Here is a 19,400-nt window from a genome sequence, read left to right on the forward strand (position 1 = left end):
GCTCGTGGCCGTTGAATCCAGCGACATTTCTGTCAGCAATCGACTCTTCGACCGCGTTCTGGCGTCGAAACAGAACCTCGTCGTCGTCGAAACGTCCGACGTCGGCGACGTCGTCACGCAGTTTCGTCAGTTCGCGCTGCGCAGCGGCCAGTCGATCTACCAGTGGCAGGACGACGTCGGCATCAGCTCGCTGCGCGAGTCGGAGGTCCGCGTGCCGGGCTCCAAGCGCATGGCCGATGCGCTGCGCTACATCCTGCAAAGCATGCATTTCGGCATTTATCTGTTCACCGACTACGTCGGCCATCTGCGCCCGCCGAACACCGGCCTGCTGCGCCAGATCGGCCGTTCGCGCGGCGGCAACGAGCGCAAGGTCGTGTTCATCGGCGGCGCGATCGTGCTGCCCGAGAGCCTCGACGAAGTGTCCGAGCACCTGACCCACGAGCGCGTCGCGCCGACCCGGCTGCGTCTGCGCGACGGGCGTTGGGTGACGTGATGGCGCGCGACGACAAGGGGCACGGCTCGGTCCTCATCGTTGCGACGAATCGCGACGACCGGCGCGTGCTGTTCGATACGCTCGACGGCCAGAACTTCGACGCGATCTACACCGCGAAGGATCTGCAGCAGGCGCTCGCGTTCCTGAACCAGGATCCGGACATCGACGTCGTGCTGATCGAGTTTCTCGGCGCGGCGAAGGAAGCGGTCGCGTTCTGCATGCAATTGAAGGGCGATGCGCGGCTGGCGCGCGTGCCGGTCATCGGCCTCCTGCCGGCGCTGCCCGCGGAACGGCAATGGGACTGGGCGCGCACGCCGCCGGGCGTCGTCGACTGGCTGCGTTCGCCGGTCGACGGCGGCGAGGCGCTCGCGCGTATTCGCCAGGTGCTCGGCGGGCAGCGCGCCGGCGGCGACGCGGCGCCGCGCGCGGCGGGCGGCGACCGCTACCAGTTCGTGTTCGAAGGCAGCCTCGACGAACTGGTGATTTCCGATCCGAAGACCGGCCGCATCCTCGAAGTCAATCCGGTGTTCGAGCAGCGCTCGGGCATCCAGGCCGCGCAGGCGGTGGGTCAGCCGCTCGACGGGATCAGCCGCAGCCACACGCGCGAGCAGCGCGCCGAGATCATGGCGCGGCTGATGCGCGAGGGCAGCGTGCGCTACCGCTGCCAGAAGCCGCGCGCCGACGGCGGCAGCTATCCGGTCGAAGTGTTCTCGCGGCTCGCGGTACGCGCCGGCAAGCTGGTGCACTTCACGATCGTGCGCGAACAGGGCGAACTCGGGCGCCTGCAGCAGTCGCTGGGCCTGCTCGCCGAAGCGATCGAAGTCGGCGCCGGCGACGAGGGCGTCAAGCAGATCGTGCGCCTGCTCGTCGACTGGCTCGAGCTCGACTACGTCATGCTCGTCTCGGTGCGGCCGGACCAGCCCGTCGAAGTCCAGCCGATCACGCAGTACCAGCGCGTGGGCCTGCCGGCCGACGCGCCCGACCTGCTCAAGCAGCCGACCCTGCGCCAGGTGCTCGACGGCGTCGGCGTGATCCATCTTTCCGACGCGTGGAAGCGCATCGAAAAAGACACCTTCCTCAACTTCACCCGGTTCGAGGCGTTCGTGGCGCTGCCGCTGCGCGACGAGCGCCGGACCGTGCTCGGCGCGCTGCTGCTCGGCCGGCGCACGGCGCTGCCGGAGTCGTCGACGATCGTCGACACGCTGCGCGTCGCCGCGGGGCGGCTCGCGCTCGAACTCGAACTGCGCCGGTCGCGCGAGCAGGGCAAGGCCAAGGCGCTGCAGGACGCGCTCACCGGCCTGCCGAACCGCCTGCTGTTCAACGACCGCCTCGAAACGACGATCAGCGAAGCGCATCGCACCGGCGAAATGTTCGCCGTGCTGTTCGTCGACCTCGACCGCTTCAAGACGATCAACGATTCGCTCGGCCACAGCGTCGGCGACCAGGTGCTCGACGCGGTTTCCAAGCGCCTGCGCGCGTCGGTGCGCGCGTCGGACACGGTCGCGCGCTACGCCGGCGACGAGTTCACGCTGATCCTGCGCCACATCGTGCAGCGCGACGACGTGATGCGCGTGGCCGAAAAGATCGTGCGCGTGATGGAAGTGCCGCTGACGCTCGAGGACGGCTCCGAACTGCACATCACCGCATCGCTCGGCATCAGCTTCTACCCCGACGACGCGACGACCGCCGAACGCCTGCTCAAGCACGCGGACGTGGCGATGTACAGCGCCAAGGGCATGGGCCGCAACAACTTCCAGACCTACGTCGCGGTGCCGGAAGAATCGCACCAGCAGCGCATCGCGCTGGAAACCAAGCTGCGCGTGGCCGAACGCAACAACGAACTGCGCGTGTACTACCAGCCGCAGGTCGATTCTCGCAGCGAGGACATCGTCGGGATGGAGGCGCTGATCCGCTGGGAGCACCCCGAACTCGGCATGATCAGCCCCGGCTTCTTCATTCCGATCGCCGAGGAAACCGGCCTCATCGTGTCGATCGGCGAGTGGGTGCTACGCACCGCGTGCATCGAAACCAAGCGCTGGCAGACGCGCTTCGGTCTGCCGCTGCGCATCAGCGTCAACCTGTCGGCGCTGCAGCTGCGCCAGCCCAATCTCGTGGACATCGTGCGCAACGTGCTGACCGAGACGAATCTGGAGCCGAGCCTGCTCGACCTTGAAGTCACCGAAAGCATCAGCGTCAAGTCGATTCCGAACCTGCTCGAAACCCTGCAGTCGATCCGCGACCTCGGCTGCCGCATTTCGATCGACGATTTCGGCACCGGGCAGTCGTCGCTCGACTACATCCGGCGCTTTCCGGCCGACAAGATCAAGATCGACCAGGTGTTCGTGCGCAACATCGGCGTGGACCCCGACGACGAGGCGATCGTGCGCGCGACGATCAACATGGCGCACAGCCTGAAGCTCGGCGTCGTCGCCGAAGGCGTCGAGATCGAACAGCACTACACGTTCCTGCGCGACCACGGCTGCGAGGAACTGCAGGGCTATCTGTTCTGCCGGCCGCTTGCGCCGGTCAGTTTCGAAAACATGCTGGCGGAGCGCGAACGCCTGTTCCGCGGCATGACGATGGAAACCGCCGCCGGCTGAGTCCGGCACGGTACGCCCGACGGAACTTCTCGGCGGGCGCCGGGTCTTGATGCGGACGCAGCCGCAACAGCAGCCGAGGCGGGGTAGCATGCAAGCGATAATCGAATTGGGAACCGGCCTCGCGGCCTGGACAAGAGAGGCAGCGCCGGAGCGACGCACCGGGCAGGCCGCGGCTCCGAAGGAAGTGCCGCGGGCCACAGCAGGGAGTACTGCCCGGATGGGCGAACCAGAAACCGACCACATGCTGGTCGAGCGCGTGCAGAAGGGCGACAAGCGCGCCTTCGACCTGCTCGTGCGCCGCTACCAGCACAAGGTCGTCAGCGTCATCTCGCGCTACATCTCCGACTGGTCCGAATGCCAGGACGTCGCACAGGAAGCGTTCATCCGCGCGTACCGCGCGATCGGCGCGTTCCGCGGCGACAGTGCGTTCTATACGTGGGTCTACCGCATCGCGATCAATACCGCGAAGAACCATCTCGTTTCCCAGGGCCGCCGCCCGCCGACCGACGACGTCTCCATCGATGACGCGGTGCAGCTCGACGCCGGCATCCGCCTGAAAGACAGTGCGACGCCGGAACGCGAACTGCTGCGCGAAGAAATTGAACGAACCGTATTCGCCACGGTCGAACAGCTGCCGGAAGAACTCCGTAAGGCAATCACCCTGCGCGAAGTCGACGGGTTGTCGTACGAGGAAATCGCCGAACAGATGCAATGCCCGATCGGAACGGTGCGTTCGCGCATCTTCCGGGCGCGCGAAGCGATCGATACCCAACTGCGTCCGTTGTTGACGGAGAACGAGGTTTCCAGGTCATGAACACCGAGATGAAAGAACAGCTTTCCGCGCTGATGGACGGGCAGGCCGATCGCGACGCGATGCGTTTCGTCCTGCGCGCGACCGACGCCGACCCGGCCTTGCGCGACGCGTGGTCGCGCTATCACGTCGCCCGCGACGTGCTGCGCCGCCAGCCGGTCATGCTCGCCGGCGAAGGCTTCGGCGCCGCGCTGATGGCGCGCCTGGACGCCGAAGACGCCGCGGTCGCCGAACGCCGAGGCGGTTCGATCGGACGCTGGGTGCGCTATGCCTCCGGCGGCGCGGTCGCCGCGGCGGTCGCCGTCGTCGCGCTGCTCGCGTCGGCGCCGAATACGCGCCAGCAGCCGCAGTCCGAAGCGCTCGTCGCGCGCACCGCGCCGACCGCGAGCGAACCGGCGCGGGCGAGCGACATGGCGCGTGCGGTGAACTTCACGAACGATCCGATCCTGGTGCAGTCGCCGCTCGTGCGGCCGGTTTCGGCGACGCTCTCGCCGTCCGGCTACGGCTACGATCCGCGCTTGCCGCAGTCGCCGTGGCGTCACGAAGGCTTCGGCGCGCAGCGGCAGGGTCCCGCACCGTACGTGCTGATGATCGTCCCGCCCGGCGCCGCCGAAGCGCAGCGTCCGCACTGAACGAAAAGTTTCCGCAAAAGCGCGCCGCCTCCGCGGCGCGCTTTTTCGTTGCAGAATACGTTTCTATACAACGCTTGCCCGAAGCTGAACAACCTGAACGAGCGCCGGAACTTCGGTCCGGCGGCAGTCTCCAAGCCGCATCCGCCCGCGCGGAGAACAGCTTGGCGCGCTGCGCCCAACCCAACAAAGGTAGACCCATGAGCAAGATCAAGGCATTCGCGATCTCGGCCGCCTTGGCCGTCGTATGCGTGGTGCAGGCGGTGCCTGCGGCTGAGTTGCCCGACTTCACTGCCCTGGTGGAAAAGAACGGGCCGGCCGTCGTCAACGTGCAGGCCAGCGTCAACGCGAAGGGCGACGAAGCCGCCGACCAGACCGGCGGTGAAGGCCCCTCCGACGAGGAAATGCCGGAAATCTTCCGCCGCTTCTTCGGCGTTCCGGGCATGCCCGGCGGCCCTGGTGGCCCCGGCCCGCGCGGCCCCCGCGGCGGCGGCACCTCGCTCGGCTCGGGCTTCATCATTTCGGCCGACGGCTACATCCTGACGAACAATCACGTCGTCGACGGCGCCGATACCGTGACCGTGCGCCTGTCCGACCGCCGCGAGCTCGACGCGAAAGTCGTCGGCTCCGACGCGCAGTACGACATCGCGCTGCTCAAGGTCACCGCTGACAGCCTCCCGGTCGTCACGATCGGCGACTCCAAGAAGCTCAAGGCCGGCCAGTGGGTGCTCGCGATCGGCTCGCCGTTCGGCTTCGACCACTCGGTGACCTCGGGCATCGTCAGCGCCGTCAGCCGCGCCTTCGGCGGTCGCGACCAGCAGTACGTGCCGTTCATCCAGACCGACGTCGCGATCAACCGCGGCAATTCGGGCGGCCCGCTGTTCAACCTCGACGGCGAAGTCGTCGGCATCAACTCGCAGATCTTCTCCAATACCGGCGGGTTCATGGGCGTGTCGTTCGCGATTCCGATCGATACCGCGATGAGCGCCGTCAAGCAGATCAAGGACAAGGGCTTCGTCTCGCGCGGCATGATCGGCGTGCAGATCCAGGACGTGAACCGCGACCTCGCGCAGAGCCTGGGCCTCGCGCGCACCGGCGGCGCGCTCGTCAATTCGATGACCGAAGGCAGCGCGGCCGAGAAGGCCGGCATCAAGGTCGGCGATGTGATCACCGCGTTCGCGGGCATGGACATCGTGCGCTCGTCCGACCTGCCGCCGATGGTCGGCGCCACGGCGCCGGGCACCAAGGCCGACGTCAGCGTGTTCCGCGACGGCAAGACGATCACGATTCCGGTGACGGTCGGCGAACTGCCGCGCGACGCGACCGCGTCGGCGAATCCGGCCGCGCCGGCCGCCGCGGCGGCCAATCCGCTCGGCATCGTCGTCGAGGAACCGACCGCCGAGCAGCGCAAGCAGCTCGAAATCAAGGACGAGGGCGTCATCATCAAGCGCATCACCGGCGTGCCGGCGCGCCGCGCCGGCCTGCAGCCGGACGACGTCGTGCTGATGGTCGGCCGCACCAAGGTCAAGACGCCGGCCGAGTTCAATACGGCGGTCAAGGGCGTGCAGCCGGGCGACTCGGTCATGCTGCTCGTGCGCCGCGCCGGCACCAGCCTGTTCCTCGCGGTCAACGTGCCGAAGAAAACGGGCTGATCGGCCCCGAAAACGCCAAACGGGCCGCGGAACCGGGGGTTCCGCGGCTTTTTTGTTTGCAGCCAATGATCTACGGCCAAGCTGTGCGATAATGCCGCCCTTTGCCAGGACCTCGCCGGGGAGCGAGTCCGGCCCCTGCTTTGGCGCACGATGGAACTCATCCGAAATTTCTCGATCATCGCCCACGTCGATCACGGCAAGTCGACGCTGGCCGATCGCATCATTCAGCTTTGCGGCGGCCTTGAAGCGCGCGAAATGGAAGCGCAGGTGCTCGATTCGAATCCGATCGAGCGCGAGCGCGGCATCACGATCAAGGCGCAGAGCGTGTCCTTGCCGTACAAGGCCAAGGATGGAAAGGTATACCAGTTGAACTTCATCGACACGCCGGGTCACGTCGACTTCAGCTACGAGGTGAGCCGATCGCTCGCCGCGTGCGAAGGCGCGCTGCTCGTCGTCGACGCCGCGCAAGGCGTCGAGGCGCAGTCGGTCGCCAACTGCTACACCGCGGTCGAGCAGGGCCTGGAAGTCATTCCGGTGCTCAACAAGATCGACCTGCCGACCGCCGACATCGAACGCGCCAAGTCGGAGATCGAAGCCGTCATCGGCATCGACGCGACCGACGCGATTCCGATCAGCGCCAAGACGGGCCAGAACATCGTCGACGTGCTCGAGGCGATCGTCGCGCGCATCCCGCCGCCGAAGCCGCGCGACACCGACAAGCTGCAGGCGCTGATCATCGACTCGTGGTTCGACAACTACCTGGGCGTCGTGTCGCTCGTGCGCGTGATGCAGGGCGAGATCAAGCCGAAGGACAAGATCCTCGTCATGTCGACCGGCCGCTGGCACGAAGTCGACCAGGTCGGCGTGTTCACGCCCAAGCGCAAGGTCATGCCCAAGCTCGGCGCCGGCGACGTGGGCTGGATCTGCGCGTCGATCAAGGACGTCCACGGCGCGCCGGTCGGCGATACGCTGACCTTGAACGCCGATCCCGCGCCGGGTCCGCTGCCGGGCTTCCAGAAGATGCAGTCGCGCGTGTTCGCGGGCCTGTTTCCGACCGTCGCCGACGACTACGGTTCGCTGCGCGAGGCGCTCGACAAGCTCAAGCTCAACGACGCCGCGCTGAACTTCGAACCGGAAAGCTCCGAAGCGATGGGCTTCGGCTTCCGCTGCGGCTTCCTCGGCCTCCTGCACATGGACATCATCCAGGAGCGGCTCGAGCGCGAATACGATCTCGACCTCATCACCACGGCGCCGACCGTCGTCTACGAGGTGCTGCAGACCGACGGCAGCGTGCTCTCGCTCGACAATCCGGCGAAGCTGCCGGCGACGCAGTACGTCGAAGAGGTGCGCGAGCCGATCATCGTCGCCGACATCCTCACGCCGCCGGAATACGTCGGCAACGTGATCAGCCTGTGCGAAGAAAAGCGCGGCGTGCAGCGCTCGATCAACTACGTCTCGACGCAGGTCAAGATCAGCTACGAGCTGCCGCTGGCCGAAGTCGTGCTCGACTTCTTCGACAAGTTGAAGTCGGTGTCGCGCGGCTACGCGTCGATGGACTACCACTTCCTGGAGTTCCGCGCCGGCCCGTTCGTGCGCCTGGACGTGCTGATCAACGGCGACCGCGTCGACGCGTTGAGCCTGATCGTGCACCGCAATCTCGCCGACCGCCGCGGCCGCGACCTCGTCGAGAAGATGAAGGAGCTGATTCCGCGCCAGCAGTTCGACGTCGCCGTGCAGGCCGCGATCGGTTCGCAGGTCATCGCGCGTTCGACCGTCAAGGCGCTGCGCAAGAACGTACTCGCCAAGTGCTACGGCGGCGACGTGTCGCGCAAGCGCAAGCTGCTGGAGAAGCAGAAGGAAGGCAAGAAGCGCATGAAGCAGGTCGGCAGCGTCGACATTCCGCAGGAGGCGTTCCTCGCCGTCCTGCAGATGGACAAGTAGCGCAAGCCGCGTCGTCGGCAACACCCGAGAAGATGCGCAGGCTCCGCTTGCGCCGTTCGATTGAGAAACAGGCACGAAGCCTGTTTCCCGACATACTGTGAGGAGCAGGGGATGCATCTAGATTTCGCCGCGGTCCTGGTCGCGCTGACGTTTCTGACCGGCGTGATTTGGGGGTTGGACACGCTGCTGTTCGCCAAGGACCGCGCGGCGCGCACGCCGGCGGGCGAACTGCCGCGCGAGCCGCTCCTCGTCGAGTACTCGCGCTCGTTCTTTCCGGTCATCCTGATCGTGCTGCTGTTTCGCTCGTTTCTCGCCGAACCGTTCCGTATCCCGTCCGGATCGATGATGCCGACGCTGCTCGTCGGCGATTTCATCCTTGTTAACAAATTTTCCTACGGCATCCGGTTGCCGGTGATCGACAAGAAGATCATCCCGATCGGAGAGCCCCAGCGCGGCGACGTCGTCGTGTTCCGCTACCCCGGCGATCCGAAGCTCGGCGCGAGCGATCCGAACCTCGGCAACGACTACATCAAGCGCATCGTCGGCCTGCCGGGCGACGAGATCGCATATCGCGACAACACGTTGTTCGTCAACGGCGAACAGGTCGCGACGACCTATCTGCAGCCGTATGTCGAATCCAAGGAAATGCGCTGGGACGGCAAGCTGCGCTCGAGCCTGAGCGCCTCGGACACCGAAGACCGCAAGCTCGCGAGCGGCCAGGCGGTCGTGTCGCTCGAGCATCTGCCGGGCGCCGAGCATCGCGTCATCGACATTCCGAACGTGACCTCGACGACCGACAACGTGTGGCGCGTGCCGCCGGGCCACTATTTCGCGATGGGCGATAATCGCGATAATAGCGCCGACAGCCGCGTGTGGGGGTTCGTTCCCGAGGAAAACCTCGTGGGCAAGGCGTTTGTCATCTGGATGAGCTGGCGGGGGCTGGACAACGGCGTGATCGACTTCAGTCGACTCGGCACCTTGATCAAGTAAGAGGAGAGTTTCGCCATGGTAAAGCAGCGCGGCATCACCCTCATCGGTTTTGCCATCCTCCTGGTCGTCCTCGGCTTCTTCGCCTACGCGGGAATGAAGCTCGTACCGGTCTATTCCGAGTACATGGGCGTCGTCAAATCGATGAACCTCCTCAAGGCGGAGCAGGGCATCGGCGAGAAGTCGGTCGAAGAAATCCGCCACATGCTCAACGTCAAGTTCGACACGCAATACGTCGACGACGCGGCGATTCCGCCGCAGAACATCCAGCTGCGCAAACAGGGCGGCGCGACGAGTCTGCGGATCTTCTACGACCGTCGCATCGACTTCATCTACAACGTCGATCTTCTCGTCAGCTTCGACAAGACCGTCGATCTGACCGGCCAGTCGTCCTATTGAAGCCAAACTTTCCCCACCGCTTCCGCAACGAGGGTCTGTACGAACAGGCCCTCACGCATCGCAGCGCGGCGCGGCTCAACAACGAACGACTCGAATTTCTCGGCGACTCGCTGGTCAACATGCTCGTCGCCGAAATGCTGTACGAGACGCATCCGCGCGCCGACGAAGGCGTGCTGACGCGGCTGCGCGCGCAGCTCGTGCGCGGCTCGACGCTCGCGGAAATCGCGCGCGAACTCGACCTCGGCGACGCGCTCGTCCTCGGTAGCGGCGAGTTGAAGAGCGGCGGCTTCCGCCGCGATTCGATACTCGCCGACGCGCTCGAAGCGCTGATCGCCGCGACCTATCTCGACGCCGGCTGGCAGGCGTGCCGCGACGTCGTGCGTACGCTCTACGCCTCGCGAATCGCGACGCTGGGCGTCTCCGAGAAAGATCCGAAAACGCGCCTGCAGGAATTTCTGCAGGCCAACGGCCTGCCGTTGCCGCAGTACGAGCTCGTCGCCAGCACCGGCGAAGACCACGCCAAGCTGTTCGACGTCGAATGCGTCGTGGCCGATCCGGCGCTGCGCCTGCCGGGGCACGGCACGAGCCGTCGCGCGGCGGAACAGATGGCGGCCGAAGCCGCATTGAACGAAATCAAAGGAATTCTTCGCGCATGAGCGACGACACCGCGCTCGACCCGGGCAAGCCCACGGACCCGCAGCATCGTTGCGGCCTGGTCGCGCTGCTCGGCCGGCCCAACGTCGGCAAATCGACGCTGCTCAACGCGCTGATCGGTTTTCGCGTCAGCATCGTGAGTCCCAAACCGCAGACGACGCGCCATCGCATTCTCGGCATCGCGACGCGACCCGGCGCGCAGCTCCTGTTCGTCGATACGCCCGGCATGCACTCGGGCGCCAAGCGCGCGATTAACCGCCAGCTCAACCGCGCGGCGCGCCACGCGATCGAAGAGGTCGACGTGCTCGTGCACGTGATCGAAGCGGGCCGCTACGCCGACGAAGACGAGCAGGTGTGGAAGGCCATGCGCGCGAGCGGCAAGCCGTGCGTGCTCGCGATCAACAAGGTCGACGCGCTCAAGAACCGCGAAACGCTGCTGCCGTTCATCGCGCAGCTGACGCGCGAGCACGACTACGCCGCGGTCGTCATCGTCTCGGCGCGCAAGCGCGACGGTCTCGATGCGCTCGAACGCGAGATCGTCGCGCGCCTGCCGCTGGCCCCGCCGACGTACGGCGAAGACGAAATCACCGACCGCAGCGAGCGCTTCCTCGCGGCCGAACTCGTGCGCGAGCAGCTGATGCGCCAGCTCGGCCAGGAGCTGCCGTATTCCTGCACCGTCGAGATCGAACAGTTCGCCGAACGCGAGGACGGCGTCGCCGAAGTCGGCGCGGTGATCTGGGTCGAACGCCAGGGCCAGAAAGCGATCGTGATCGGCGCGGCCGGACAACGGCTCAAGGACGTCGGCACCGCCGCGCGCCTCGCGATGGAGCGCCTGTTCGAACGCAAGGTGTTCCTGAAACTCTGGGTGCGCGTGCGCGAAAACTGGTCGGACGACGAAGCGGCGCTCAAGCGCTTCGGCTACGAGGGCTGATGCGCGTCGACGGCGCGCCGGGCTGGGTCCTGCACGCGCGGCCGTACCGCGAGACGAGTCTTCTCGTCGAATGCTTCACGCGCGACCACGGCCGGCTCGGTCTCGTCGCGCGCGGCGTGCGGCGCGAACGTCCGCGTTTCGCGCGCGCCTTGCTGCAGCCGCTGACGCCGCTCGAACTCGGCTGGGTCGGGCAGGGCGAGCTGGCGACGCTCGCGGCGATCGAGGCCGCCGGCCAGCCGCTCGCGCCCGGCGGCGAAGCGCGCCTGTGCGCGCTGTACGTCAACGAACTCGTACTGCGTCTGACGCCGCGGCTCGACGCGCAGCCCGACCTGTACGCGGCCTATGTCGATACGCTCGAACGCCTCGCGTCGAACCGTTCGCACGCGTGGACCTTGCGGCGTTTCGAGCGCGACCTGCTCGGCCAGACCGGCTACGGCCTCGTTCTCGACGTCGACGCCGACAGCGGCGAGCCGCTGGTGGCCGACGGCGAATACAGCTACGTGCCCGAACACGGCGTGATCGCCTGGAACGGCAAGGCCGGCACGCTATGCCTGAGCGGCAGCACACTGATCGCGCTCGCCGACGACGTCGAACCGGCCGCGCGCGACCTCGTCGCGCTCAAGCGTCTGATGCGCGCGCTGATCAGCCACCAGCTCGGCGGCGCGTCGCTGCGTTCGTGGGGGCTCGTCGGCACGCGCGCGAACGAACCTCAAAGCTGACCGCGCAGCGCCGCGAGCGTCGCCGCCGCGGTCGAGCGCAGTTCCTGCATCGCCGCGCCCTGTACCGACGTGCCGAGCACGCGCCGCAGGCTGCGCGCCGCTTCGTCGAGCCTGCCCGCGCCGCAGAAGCCGCACGACGCGCGCAGGCGATGCAGGCGGTCGGCGAGGCCGGCGTCGTCGTCGCGCGCGAGAAAGCCGTCGAGTTCGTCCGACAGCGTGTCGAGTTCGTCGACGAACATCGCGCGCAGCGAAGCGACGACGGCGATGTCGCCGCACGCCGTGATCGCCGCCGCATCGTCGAGCAGACCGCTGCCGGTCGCATAGACCGCACGCGTTTCGGCGACGCGCGAGCGCGGCGCGAGCAGCGCGCGCAGCAGATCGTCGAGTTCGGCCAGCGTCGCCGGCTTGCCGAGCACCGCGTCGAAACCTTGCGCGACGAGCGCCGTGCGGCGCACCGCGTCGAGTTCGGCGCTCGTCGCGACGAGCCGTGCGCCGGCGGACGCCGCCGTCGTGCTCGCGCGCAGCCGCGCGTACACCTGCGTACCCGAAAGATGCGGCATGTCGAGGTCGAGCAGCAGCGCGTCGTAGCGGCGTTCGTTCGCGAGCGCGAGCGCCTGGGCGCCGTCTTCGGCGCAGTCGCATTGATGGCCCAGGCCGCGCAGCGCTTCGGCGAAAAAACGCAGCGAAAGCGGGTTGTCGTCGGCGACGAGGATGCGAGGCATGACGATTCAGGCGCGAATCGGCAGAATGGCGCGAGTTTCCGCGGAGCCGCCCGTGTTGCGAACTGCGCTTGCCGCCATGCTCGCCCTCTCGTTCGCCCCGGTCGCCGATGCGCGCGTCGCGCGCGTCAGGCTCGATCGCCTGGAAACCGCATCGATTATTGCACAAGGCATCGAAGTGAAACTCGCCGGCGACGCGCCGCGACTGACGCTCGACGTCGCGCGTCTCTCGGCGCCGACGTTGTCCGGCGCGGAGGTTGCGCTGCATGCCGAATGCGCGTTGGCGAAGACCGACGTGGGCTGGCGCTGCGCCGGCGACGCGTCGTCGCAAGCGGGCAAGGCGTCCGCCAAGGCCGGCTTCGACGCGACGATAGCGAACGGCCGGCTCGCGCTCGCCGTCGAACGCAAACCGGCGAAGCTGCGCGTCGCGCAGGGCGACGCCGGCGCGTGGCGATTCACGCTCGACGGCCTGCCGCTCGCGTGGTTCGAGGCGCAGCTCGCGGCGCAATGGCCCGATGCGAAACCGCCTGCCGGCACGCTCGGCGCCGATCTCGCGTGGCGCGCCGACGAACCGGCGCGCGTCCGCGGCAGCTATCGCATCGCCGGTTTCGGCTTCGACGCGAACGGCGGGCGCATCGCCGCGGCGAACCTCGCGTTCGGAGGCAAGCTCGACGTCGACGCGCGTGCCGCGCCGCCGGTCGTGTCGCATGCCGGCGCGATCGACGGCGGCGAAATCCTCGTCGGCGACTTCTACGCGAAGTTCGCCGACGCGCGCACCGCGCTCGACTTCACGCTGACCGGCGGCGGCGGGCGCTGGACGCTCAAGTCGATGCGCTTCGACGACCCCGGCGTGCTGCGCGTGGCGGGTTCCGCGCAGATCGACCTTGCCGCGTCGCCGCCGCTCGCCGCGCTCGCGCTCGATACGGTCGAGGCGACCTTGCCGGCCGCGTTCGAGCGTTACGCCAAGAGCGCGCTCGCGCCGCGCTCGTTCGGCGAGCTGGCGACCGGCGGTTCGCTGCGCGGCTCGCTGCGCGTCGATGCCGCGGGCCTCGCCGCTTTCTCGATCGCCGCGCGGCAGGTCGACGCGGTCGACGCGCAGCAGCGGTTCGCGCTGCGCGGCGTCGACGGCGCGGTGGCGTGGTCGCGCGACGGTGCAACGGAACCGTCGCCGCTCGCGTGGCGGTCGATCGAGCTGTACAAGTTGACTTTTGATGAAACGCGCACGGTCTGGCGCAGCCGCGACGGCGTGCTCGGCCTCGCCGAACCCGCGCGCCTGCCGCTGTTCGGCGGCGCGATCGAGGTGTCGCGCCTGGACGTGCGTCCCGATGCCGCGCGCAACGAACGTCTCGCCGCCGGCTTCGCGGTGCACGACGTCGACATGGCGCGCCTGTCGGCCGCGTTCGGCTGGCCGAGCTTCGGCGGCAAGCTCGGCGGCGCGGTGCCGCAGATCCGCTACGCCGGCGAGCGTGCCGAACTCGACGGCGGCCTGATGCTCAACGTGTTCGACGGCACGATCAACGTCACCGGACTCGCGCTCGAACGTCCGTTCGGCGTCGCGCCGACGCTGGCGGCCGACATCGCGTTCTCGGGGCTCGACCTGTCGCTCCTGACCGGCACGTTCGACTTCGGCGAAATCTCCGGGCGGCTGTCCGGTTCGATCGCCGCATTGCGGCTCGTCGACTGGTCGCCGGTGTCGTTCGACGCGCAGATGCATGCGCTGGACGGCGGCAAGATCAGCCAGCGCGCGGTCAACTCGCTGTCGTCGGTCGGCGGCGGCGGATTCGTGGCCGGCCTGCAGGCGAGCGTGCTGCGCATCTTCGACACGTTCGGCTACGCGCGGCTCGGCCTCGGCTGCCGGCTCGAAAACAACGTCTGCCGCATGCGCGGACTCGATTCATCGCCGCAAGGCTACACTCTCGTCGACGGTCGCGGCCTGCCGCGCATCCGCATCGTCGGGCATCAGGCGCAGGTCGACTGGCCGGTGCTCGTCGAGCGGCTCAAGGCGGCGACGTCGGGAACAAAACCAGTAATAAACTAATGGAGCGTCGCATGCGCAAATTCGCCTGGTTCCTCGCCGCGCTGTCGCTGAGCCTCATGTCGGCCTGCGTCACGATCAACGTGTATTTTCCGGCCGCCGCGGCCGAGAAGGCCGCCGAGCAGTTCATCGGCAAGGTCATCGGCGACGAGGCCGCCAAGTCCGGCGACGTCAAGCCCGAGCCGCCGGCGCCGCCGCAGCGCCCGCAGGCGAGCGTGCTCGATTTCTTCATCGGCGCGGCGCACGCGGCCGAGCCCGACCTCAACATCCAGACGCCGGCCGTGCGCGAAATCCAGGCGCGCATGAAGCAGCGCTTCGACGCGACGCTCGTGCGCGCGTTCGGCGCGGGCACGATCGGCCTGACGCGCGACGGCCTCGTCGCCGTGCGCGACGCCTCGGCCGTGCCGCTCGCCGAGCGCGCGGGGCTGAACCAGGCCGTCGCCGACGAAAACCGCGACCGCAAGGCCGTCTACCGCGAAATCGCGGTCGGCAACGGCCATCCGGAGTGGGAAGGGCAGATCCAGGGCACGTTCGCCAAACAGTGGATCGAGCAGGCGCGCGCCGGCTGGTATCATCAGGATCCGTCCGGCGCCTGGAAGCAGAAGTAGGCGCGGGCGTTTCCCCCAGCCGACGCAAGGTTTTCGCGCCCGGGTCGCCGCAAGCCGTCCCGGGCGTCGTTCATTGATGAAAAAAGACATCACGTTCGACATCACGATCGCCGACCTGTCGCATGACGGCCGCGGCGTCGCCCACCGCGACGGCAAGGCCGTCTTCGTCGCCGGCGGTCTGCCCGGCGAGGCGGTCACCGCGCGCCTGACGCAGCGCAGCCGGCACTACGACGAGGCCGTCGTCGAAACGCTGCACAGCCGTTCGCCCGACCGCGTCGATCCGCGCTGCGCGCATTTCGGCACGTGCGGCGGCTGCGCGCTGCAGCACCTGTCGCCGCCGGCGCAGATCGCCGCCAAGCAGCACGTGCTCGCCGAAAACTTCGAGCGCATCGGCAAGGTCACCCCGAAACGCTGGCTCGAACCCCTCTCGGGCGAGCCGTGGGGCTATCGGCGCAAGGGCCGGCTGTCGGTCAAATACGTCGACAAGAAGGGTCGCGCGCTCGTCGGTTTTCGCGAAGCGAACGGCCGCTACGTCGCCGACATCGCGCGCTGCGAGGTGCTCGTGCCCGCCGTCGGCGAGCGTGTCGCCGCGATCGGCGAACTCGTCGGCCGGCTCGATGCCGTGCGCGAAATTCCGCAGATCGAAATCGCCGCCGGCGACGACACGGTCGCGCTGATCTTCCGCCATCTGTCGCCGCTGTCCGAGCACGATCGCGCGGCGCTCGTCGCGTTCGCGCAGGCGCACGGCTTTGCCGTGTACCTGCAGCCCGGCGGCAACGACAGCGTGCATCCGCTGTGGCCCGAATCGCCGCGGCTCGCGTTCGCGATTCCGTCCGCGAACGTCGAACTCGAATTCCGGCCGCTCGATTTCATCCAGGTCAACGCGCGCATGAACGAGCGCATGATCGCGCACGCGCTCGCGCTGCTCGACCCGCAGCCGGCCGAGAGCGTGCTCGACCTGTTCTGCGGCCTCGGCAACTTCACGTTTCCGCTCGCGCGGCAATGCGCGCACGTCGTCGGCGTCGAAGGCGAGCACGGCCTCGTCGAACGCGCCAAGGCCGGCGCCGTCGCCAACGGCATCGCGAACGTCGAATACCACGTGGCGAACCTGCTCGACGACCAGCGCGACACGCCGTGGGCGCGCGCGTCGTTCGACAAGATCCTGCTCGATCCGCCGCGCTCGGGCGCCGCGGCCGTGTTCGACTACCTGCCGCGCAAGGGCACGAACCGCATCGTGTACGTGTCGTGCCATCCCGGCTCGCTCGCGCGCGACGCGGGCATCCTGGTCGAAAAGCACGGCTTCAAGCTCAAGGCCGCCGGCGTGATGGACATGTTTCCGCATACCGCGCATGTCGAATCGATCGCCTTGTTCGAACGCTGATACGGGAGCGCGCATGGGCACCGAAATCGAACGCAAGTTCCTGCTCACGTCCGACGCCTGGCGCGCCGAGGTGTCGCGCTCGCGACGCATGGTGCAGGGTTATCTGATCGCGGCTTCCGCAGTCACGAGCGGCACGTCGAAAAGCTCGGTGCGCGTGCGCGTTTCGGGCGACGAGGCGTGGCTCAACATCAAGTCGTCGACGCTCGGCGTCGAGCGGCAGGAATACGAATATGCCGTTCCGCTCGCCGACGGCGAGGCGATGCTCGCGCAGCTGTGCGACGGCGTCGTCGAGAAGATCCGCCACTACGTCGCGCGCGGCGATCACGAATTCGAGATCGACGAATTCTTCGGCGCGAACGACGGCCTCGTCGTCGCCGAAGTCGAGCTCGACGCCGCCGACGAGGCATTCGAACGCCCGGCGTGGCTTGGCCGCGACGTCAGCCATCTGCCGCGCTACTACAATCTGAACCTGATCGGACGTCCGTTTTCCGCGTGGACGGCCGCCGAGCGCGAAGGAAGCGACTGATGCTCATCATCGGAATTTCGGGCAAGGAACTGACGGACGCCGAGCGCGAGCACATCGCGGCGCCGGAAGTCAGCGGCGTGATCCTGTTCTCGCGCAACTACGCATCGCGCGAACAGGTGACCGCGCTCGTCGACGACATCCGCACGCTGCGGCCCGATCCGTTTCTGCTGTGCGTCGACCAGGAAGGCGGCCCGGTGCAGCGGTTTCGCGAAGGCGTGACGCGTCTGCCGGCGCTCTCCAAGCTCGGCGCGGTCTACGATGAAGATCCGCAGCGCGCGATCGCGCTGGCCGAGGAGCACGCGTGGGTCATGGCGAGCGAAATGCGCGCGCTCGACGTCGACATCAGCTTCGCGCCGGTCGTCGATCTCGCGCGCGGCAACCGCGCGATCGGCGTGCGCGCGCTGCATGCCGATCCGGCCGTCGTCTCGGCGCTCGGCCTCGCCTACCTGCGCGGCATGCGGCTCGGCGGCATGGCGGCGACGATCAAGCACTTCCCGGGCCACGGTTCGGTGCTCGAAGACACGCACTTCGACAACGCCGCCGATCCGCGCACGCTCGACGAACTGCGCGAAACCGATCTGGTGCCGTTCGCCGACGCGATCGCCGCGGGCGCCGAAGCGGTGATGCTCGCCCACGTCGCGTATCCCGCCGTCGACGCCGCGCCCGCCGGCTATTCGCGCGTGTGGATCGAAGACGTCCTGCGCGGAGAGCTGGGTTTTCGCGGCGTCGTGTTCAGCGACGACATCGGCATGGCCGCGGCCGAGTCGGCCGGCGGCGTCGCGGCGCGCATCGACGCGCATCTCGCCGCGGGCTGCGATCTCGTACTCGCGTGCAGTCCCGCGCTGGCGGCCGATTCGATCGCCGCGGTGCGCGGACGCCCGTCATGTTCCGCCGACAAACTCGTCGCGCTGCGCGGCATGGTCGCCTCGACGTGGGAATCGCTCGTCGACAATCCGCAGCGTTCCCGTTTTCTCGCGCGGCTCGCCGCGCTCGACAGCTGATACCGACATGACCCAAGAAACGCTCGCCGACGCGCTCGCTCGTGCCGACCTGATTCACGACACGCCGGCGCTCGACGCCGCCATCGCGCGCGTCGCCGCCGAACTCGACGCGGCGCTGGCCGGCGAGCGCGCCGTGTTCCTCACGGTGATGCACGGCGGCATGCTGTTCGCGGCAAAGCTCGCGCTGGCGATGAAGACCGACATGGAATTCGACTACGTGCACGCGACGCGCTATCGCGGCGCGACGTCCGGCGCCGACCTGCACTGGATGCGTCAGCCCGCCGCGACGCTCGCCGGGCGCACGGTGGTGCTCGCCGACGACATCCTCGACGAAGGCCGCACGCTGAAAGCGATCCGCGACTTCTGCCGCGACCGCGGCGCGCGGCGCGTGATCGTCGCCGTGCTGTGCGAGAAGCGCCACGGCCGCTGCGTCGACGGCATCGTCGCCGACGCCTGCGGCGTCGAAGTGCCCGACCGCTACGTGTTCGGCTACGGCATGGACTTCCACGAGCAGGGCCGCAACCTGCCGGCGATCTGGGCGATTTGAATCACTGCACGGATATACAACGCATGAGTTATGACCTCGCGATCATCGGCGGCACCGGCCTGTACCAGTTTCCGGGCCTGGAAAACATCGAGCGTACGGCCGTCGACACGCCGTTCGGGCCGACGTCGGCGCCGGTCGTCTCCGGCACGTTCGCGGGCCGCCGCATCGCGTTTCTCGCGCGTCACGGCGAAGGTCACAGCGTGCCGCCGCACCGCGTGAACTACCGCGCCAACGTGTGGGCGCTGCATCATGTCGGCGCGCGCCGCGTGATCGGCGTCAACGCCGTCGGCGGCATTCGCGACGACATGGGGCCGCGCGTGGTCGCCGTGCCCGACCAGGTGATCGACTACACGCACGGCCGCTACACGAGCTTTTGCGACGTCGACGGCGCCGAGGTCAAGCACATCGACTTCTCCGAGCCGTACACGGCGAGCCTGCGCGCGGACGTCCTCGCCGCGACCGCGCGCGCCGGCGTGCCCGTCGTTGACGGCGGCTGCTACGGCGCGACGCAGGGGCCGCGCCTGGAAACGCGTGCCGAGATCGCGCGCATGCGCCGCGACGGCTGCGATCTCGTCGGCATGACCGGCATGCCCGAAGCCGCGCTCGCGCGCGAACTCGAACTCGACTACGCGTGCATCGCGCTGATCGCGAACTGGGCCGCCGGCTGCGGCGACGAAGCCGAGATCAGCCTGCCGGAAATCTTCGAGAACCTGCGCGTCGCAACGGCGCAGGTGCCGAAGATCGTCGCGGCGATGCTTGGCTGAGAT

At 68.0% G+C, this 19,400-nt stretch carries 19 protein-coding genes; 18 read left to right on the forward strand and 1 reads right to left on the reverse strand.

Going from position 1 to position 19,400, the window contains the following annotated elements:
- Nucleotides 1–4: 4 nt before the first annotated feature.
- The 11 genes from OD750_RS06175 to recO all read left to right on the forward strand — a co-directional run bounded on the left by OD750_RS06175 (nt 5) and on the right by recO (nt 11,816).
- On the forward strand, nt 5–493 hold the full coding sequence (locus OD750_RS06175; protein WP_263543384.1) for a hypothetical protein: 489 nt from the start codon (nt 5–7) through the stop codon (nt 491–493).
- A complete protein-coding gene (locus OD750_RS06180) occupies nt 493–3,093 on the forward strand; it encodes an EAL domain-containing protein (RefSeq protein WP_263543385.1) in 2,601 nt (866 codons plus the stop codon). The genes OD750_RS06175 and OD750_RS06180 overlap by 1 nt, the downstream gene beginning before the upstream one ends.
- Nucleotides 3,094–3,310: 217 nt before the next feature.
- Nucleotides 3,311–3,907 carry an RNA polymerase sigma factor RpoE gene (gene rpoE / locus OD750_RS06185; RefSeq protein ID WP_263543530.1) on the forward strand — a complete coding sequence of 199 codons (597 nt, stop codon included), beginning with the start codon at nt 3,311–3,313 and terminating at the stop codon, nt 3,905–3,907.
- Nucleotides 3,904–4,536, forward strand: coding sequence for a sigma-E factor negative regulatory protein (locus OD750_RS06190; protein WP_263543386.1), 633 nt, complete (start codon nt 3,904–3,906; stop codon nt 4,534–4,536). The genes rpoE and OD750_RS06190 overlap by 4 nt, the downstream gene beginning before the upstream one ends.
- Nucleotides 4,537–4,733: 197 nt before the next feature.
- A complete protein-coding gene (locus OD750_RS06195; RefSeq protein ID WP_263543387.1) occupies nt 4,734–6,185 on the forward strand; it encodes a Do family serine endopeptidase in 1,452 nt (483 codons plus the stop codon).
- Between the two features lie 150 nt (nt 6,186–6,335).
- A complete protein-coding gene (lepA, locus tag OD750_RS06200; RefSeq protein ID WP_263543388.1) occupies nt 6,336–8,126 on the forward strand; it encodes a translation elongation factor 4 in 1,791 nt (596 codons plus the stop codon).
- A 111-nt stretch (nt 8,127–8,237) separates the two neighbouring features.
- Nucleotides 8,238–9,116, forward strand: coding sequence for a signal peptidase I (gene lepB / locus OD750_RS06205; protein ID WP_263543389.1), 879 nt, complete (start codon nt 8,238–8,240; stop codon nt 9,114–9,116).
- A 15-nt stretch (nt 9,117–9,131) separates the two neighbouring features.
- Complete coding sequence (locus tag OD750_RS06210; RefSeq protein ID WP_263543390.1) at nt 9,132–9,512, forward strand: DUF4845 domain-containing protein; 381 nt, start codon at nt 9,132–9,134, stop codon at nt 9,510–9,512.
- Nucleotides 9,509–10,168 (forward strand): ribonuclease III, encoded by a 660-nt coding sequence (rnc, locus tag OD750_RS06215; RefSeq protein ID WP_272841820.1) that lies wholly within the window; start codon nt 9,509–9,511, stop codon nt 10,166–10,168. The genes OD750_RS06210 and rnc overlap by 4 nt, the downstream gene beginning before the upstream one ends.
- Nucleotides 10,165–11,097: a GTPase Era gene (gene era, locus OD750_RS06220; protein ID WP_263543391.1), complete on the forward strand. Its 933-nt coding sequence runs from the start codon at nt 10,165–10,167 to the stop codon at nt 11,095–11,097. The genes rnc and era overlap by 4 nt, the downstream gene beginning before the upstream one ends.
- Nucleotides 11,097–11,816, forward strand: coding sequence for a DNA repair protein RecO (recO, locus tag OD750_RS06225; RefSeq protein ID WP_263543392.1), 720 nt, complete (start codon nt 11,097–11,099; stop codon nt 11,814–11,816). The genes era and recO overlap by 1 nt, the downstream gene beginning before the upstream one ends.
- Here the strand turns inward: recO and OD750_RS06230 are convergent.
- The gene (locus OD750_RS06230; protein WP_263543393.1) at nt 11,807–12,538 is read right to left on the reverse strand and encodes an Hpt domain-containing response regulator; all 732 of its coding nucleotides are present in this window, start codon (nt 12,536–12,538) and stop codon (nt 11,807–11,809) included. The two genes, recO and OD750_RS06230, sit on opposite strands and share 10 nt — an antisense overlap.
- A gap of 52 nt (nt 12,539–12,590) precedes the next feature.
- Between OD750_RS06230 and OD750_RS06235 the strand changes: the two genes are divergently transcribed.
- The 7 genes from OD750_RS06235 to OD750_RS06265 all read left to right on the forward strand — a co-directional run bounded on the left by OD750_RS06235 (nt 12,591) and on the right by OD750_RS06265 (nt 19,397).
- The gene (locus OD750_RS06235) at nt 12,591–14,573 is read left to right on the forward strand and encodes a translocation/assembly module TamB domain-containing protein (RefSeq protein WP_263543394.1); all 1,983 of its coding nucleotides are present in this window, start codon (nt 12,591–12,593) and stop codon (nt 14,571–14,573) included.
- An 11-nt stretch (nt 14,574–14,584) separates the two neighbouring features.
- The gene (locus OD750_RS06240) at nt 14,585–15,178 is read left to right on the forward strand and encodes a YdbL family probable chaperone protein (protein ID WP_263543395.1); all 594 of its coding nucleotides are present in this window, start codon (nt 14,585–14,587) and stop codon (nt 15,176–15,178) included.
- A gap of 76 nt (nt 15,179–15,254) precedes the next feature.
- Nucleotides 15,255–16,559 (forward strand): 23S rRNA (uracil(1939)-C(5))-methyltransferase RlmD, encoded by a 1,305-nt coding sequence (gene rlmD / locus OD750_RS06245; protein ID WP_263543396.1) that lies wholly within the window; start codon nt 15,255–15,257, stop codon nt 16,557–16,559.
- A 13-nt stretch (nt 16,560–16,572) separates the two neighbouring features.
- Complete coding sequence (locus OD750_RS06250) at nt 16,573–17,085, forward strand: CYTH domain-containing protein (RefSeq protein WP_263543397.1); 513 nt, start codon at nt 16,573–16,575, stop codon at nt 17,083–17,085.
- Entirely contained in the window at nt 17,085–18,086 is a 1,002-nt protein-coding gene (nagZ, locus tag OD750_RS06255; RefSeq protein WP_263543398.1) for a beta-N-acetylhexosaminidase, read from the forward strand. Before OD750_RS06250 ends, nagZ begins: the two co-directional genes overlap by 1 nt.
- A gap of 7 nt (nt 18,087–18,093) precedes the next feature.
- Nucleotides 18,094–18,633, forward strand: coding sequence for a hypoxanthine-guanine phosphoribosyltransferase (locus OD750_RS06260; RefSeq protein WP_263543399.1), 540 nt, complete (start codon nt 18,094–18,096; stop codon nt 18,631–18,633).
- 23 nt (nt 18,634–18,656) lie between these two features.
- Nucleotides 18,657–19,397, forward strand: a complete 741-nt coding sequence (locus OD750_RS06265; protein ID WP_263543400.1) for an S-methyl-5'-thioinosine phosphorylase — start codon at nt 18,657–18,659, stop codon at nt 19,395–19,397.
- Nucleotides 19,398–19,400: the final 3 nt, after the last annotated feature.

The sequence above is a fragment of the Tahibacter soli genome, assembly GCF_025717065.2.
In the GTDB taxonomy this organism is placed as follows: domain Bacteria; phylum Pseudomonadota; class Gammaproteobacteria; order Xanthomonadales; family Rhodanobacteraceae; genus Tahibacter; species Tahibacter soli.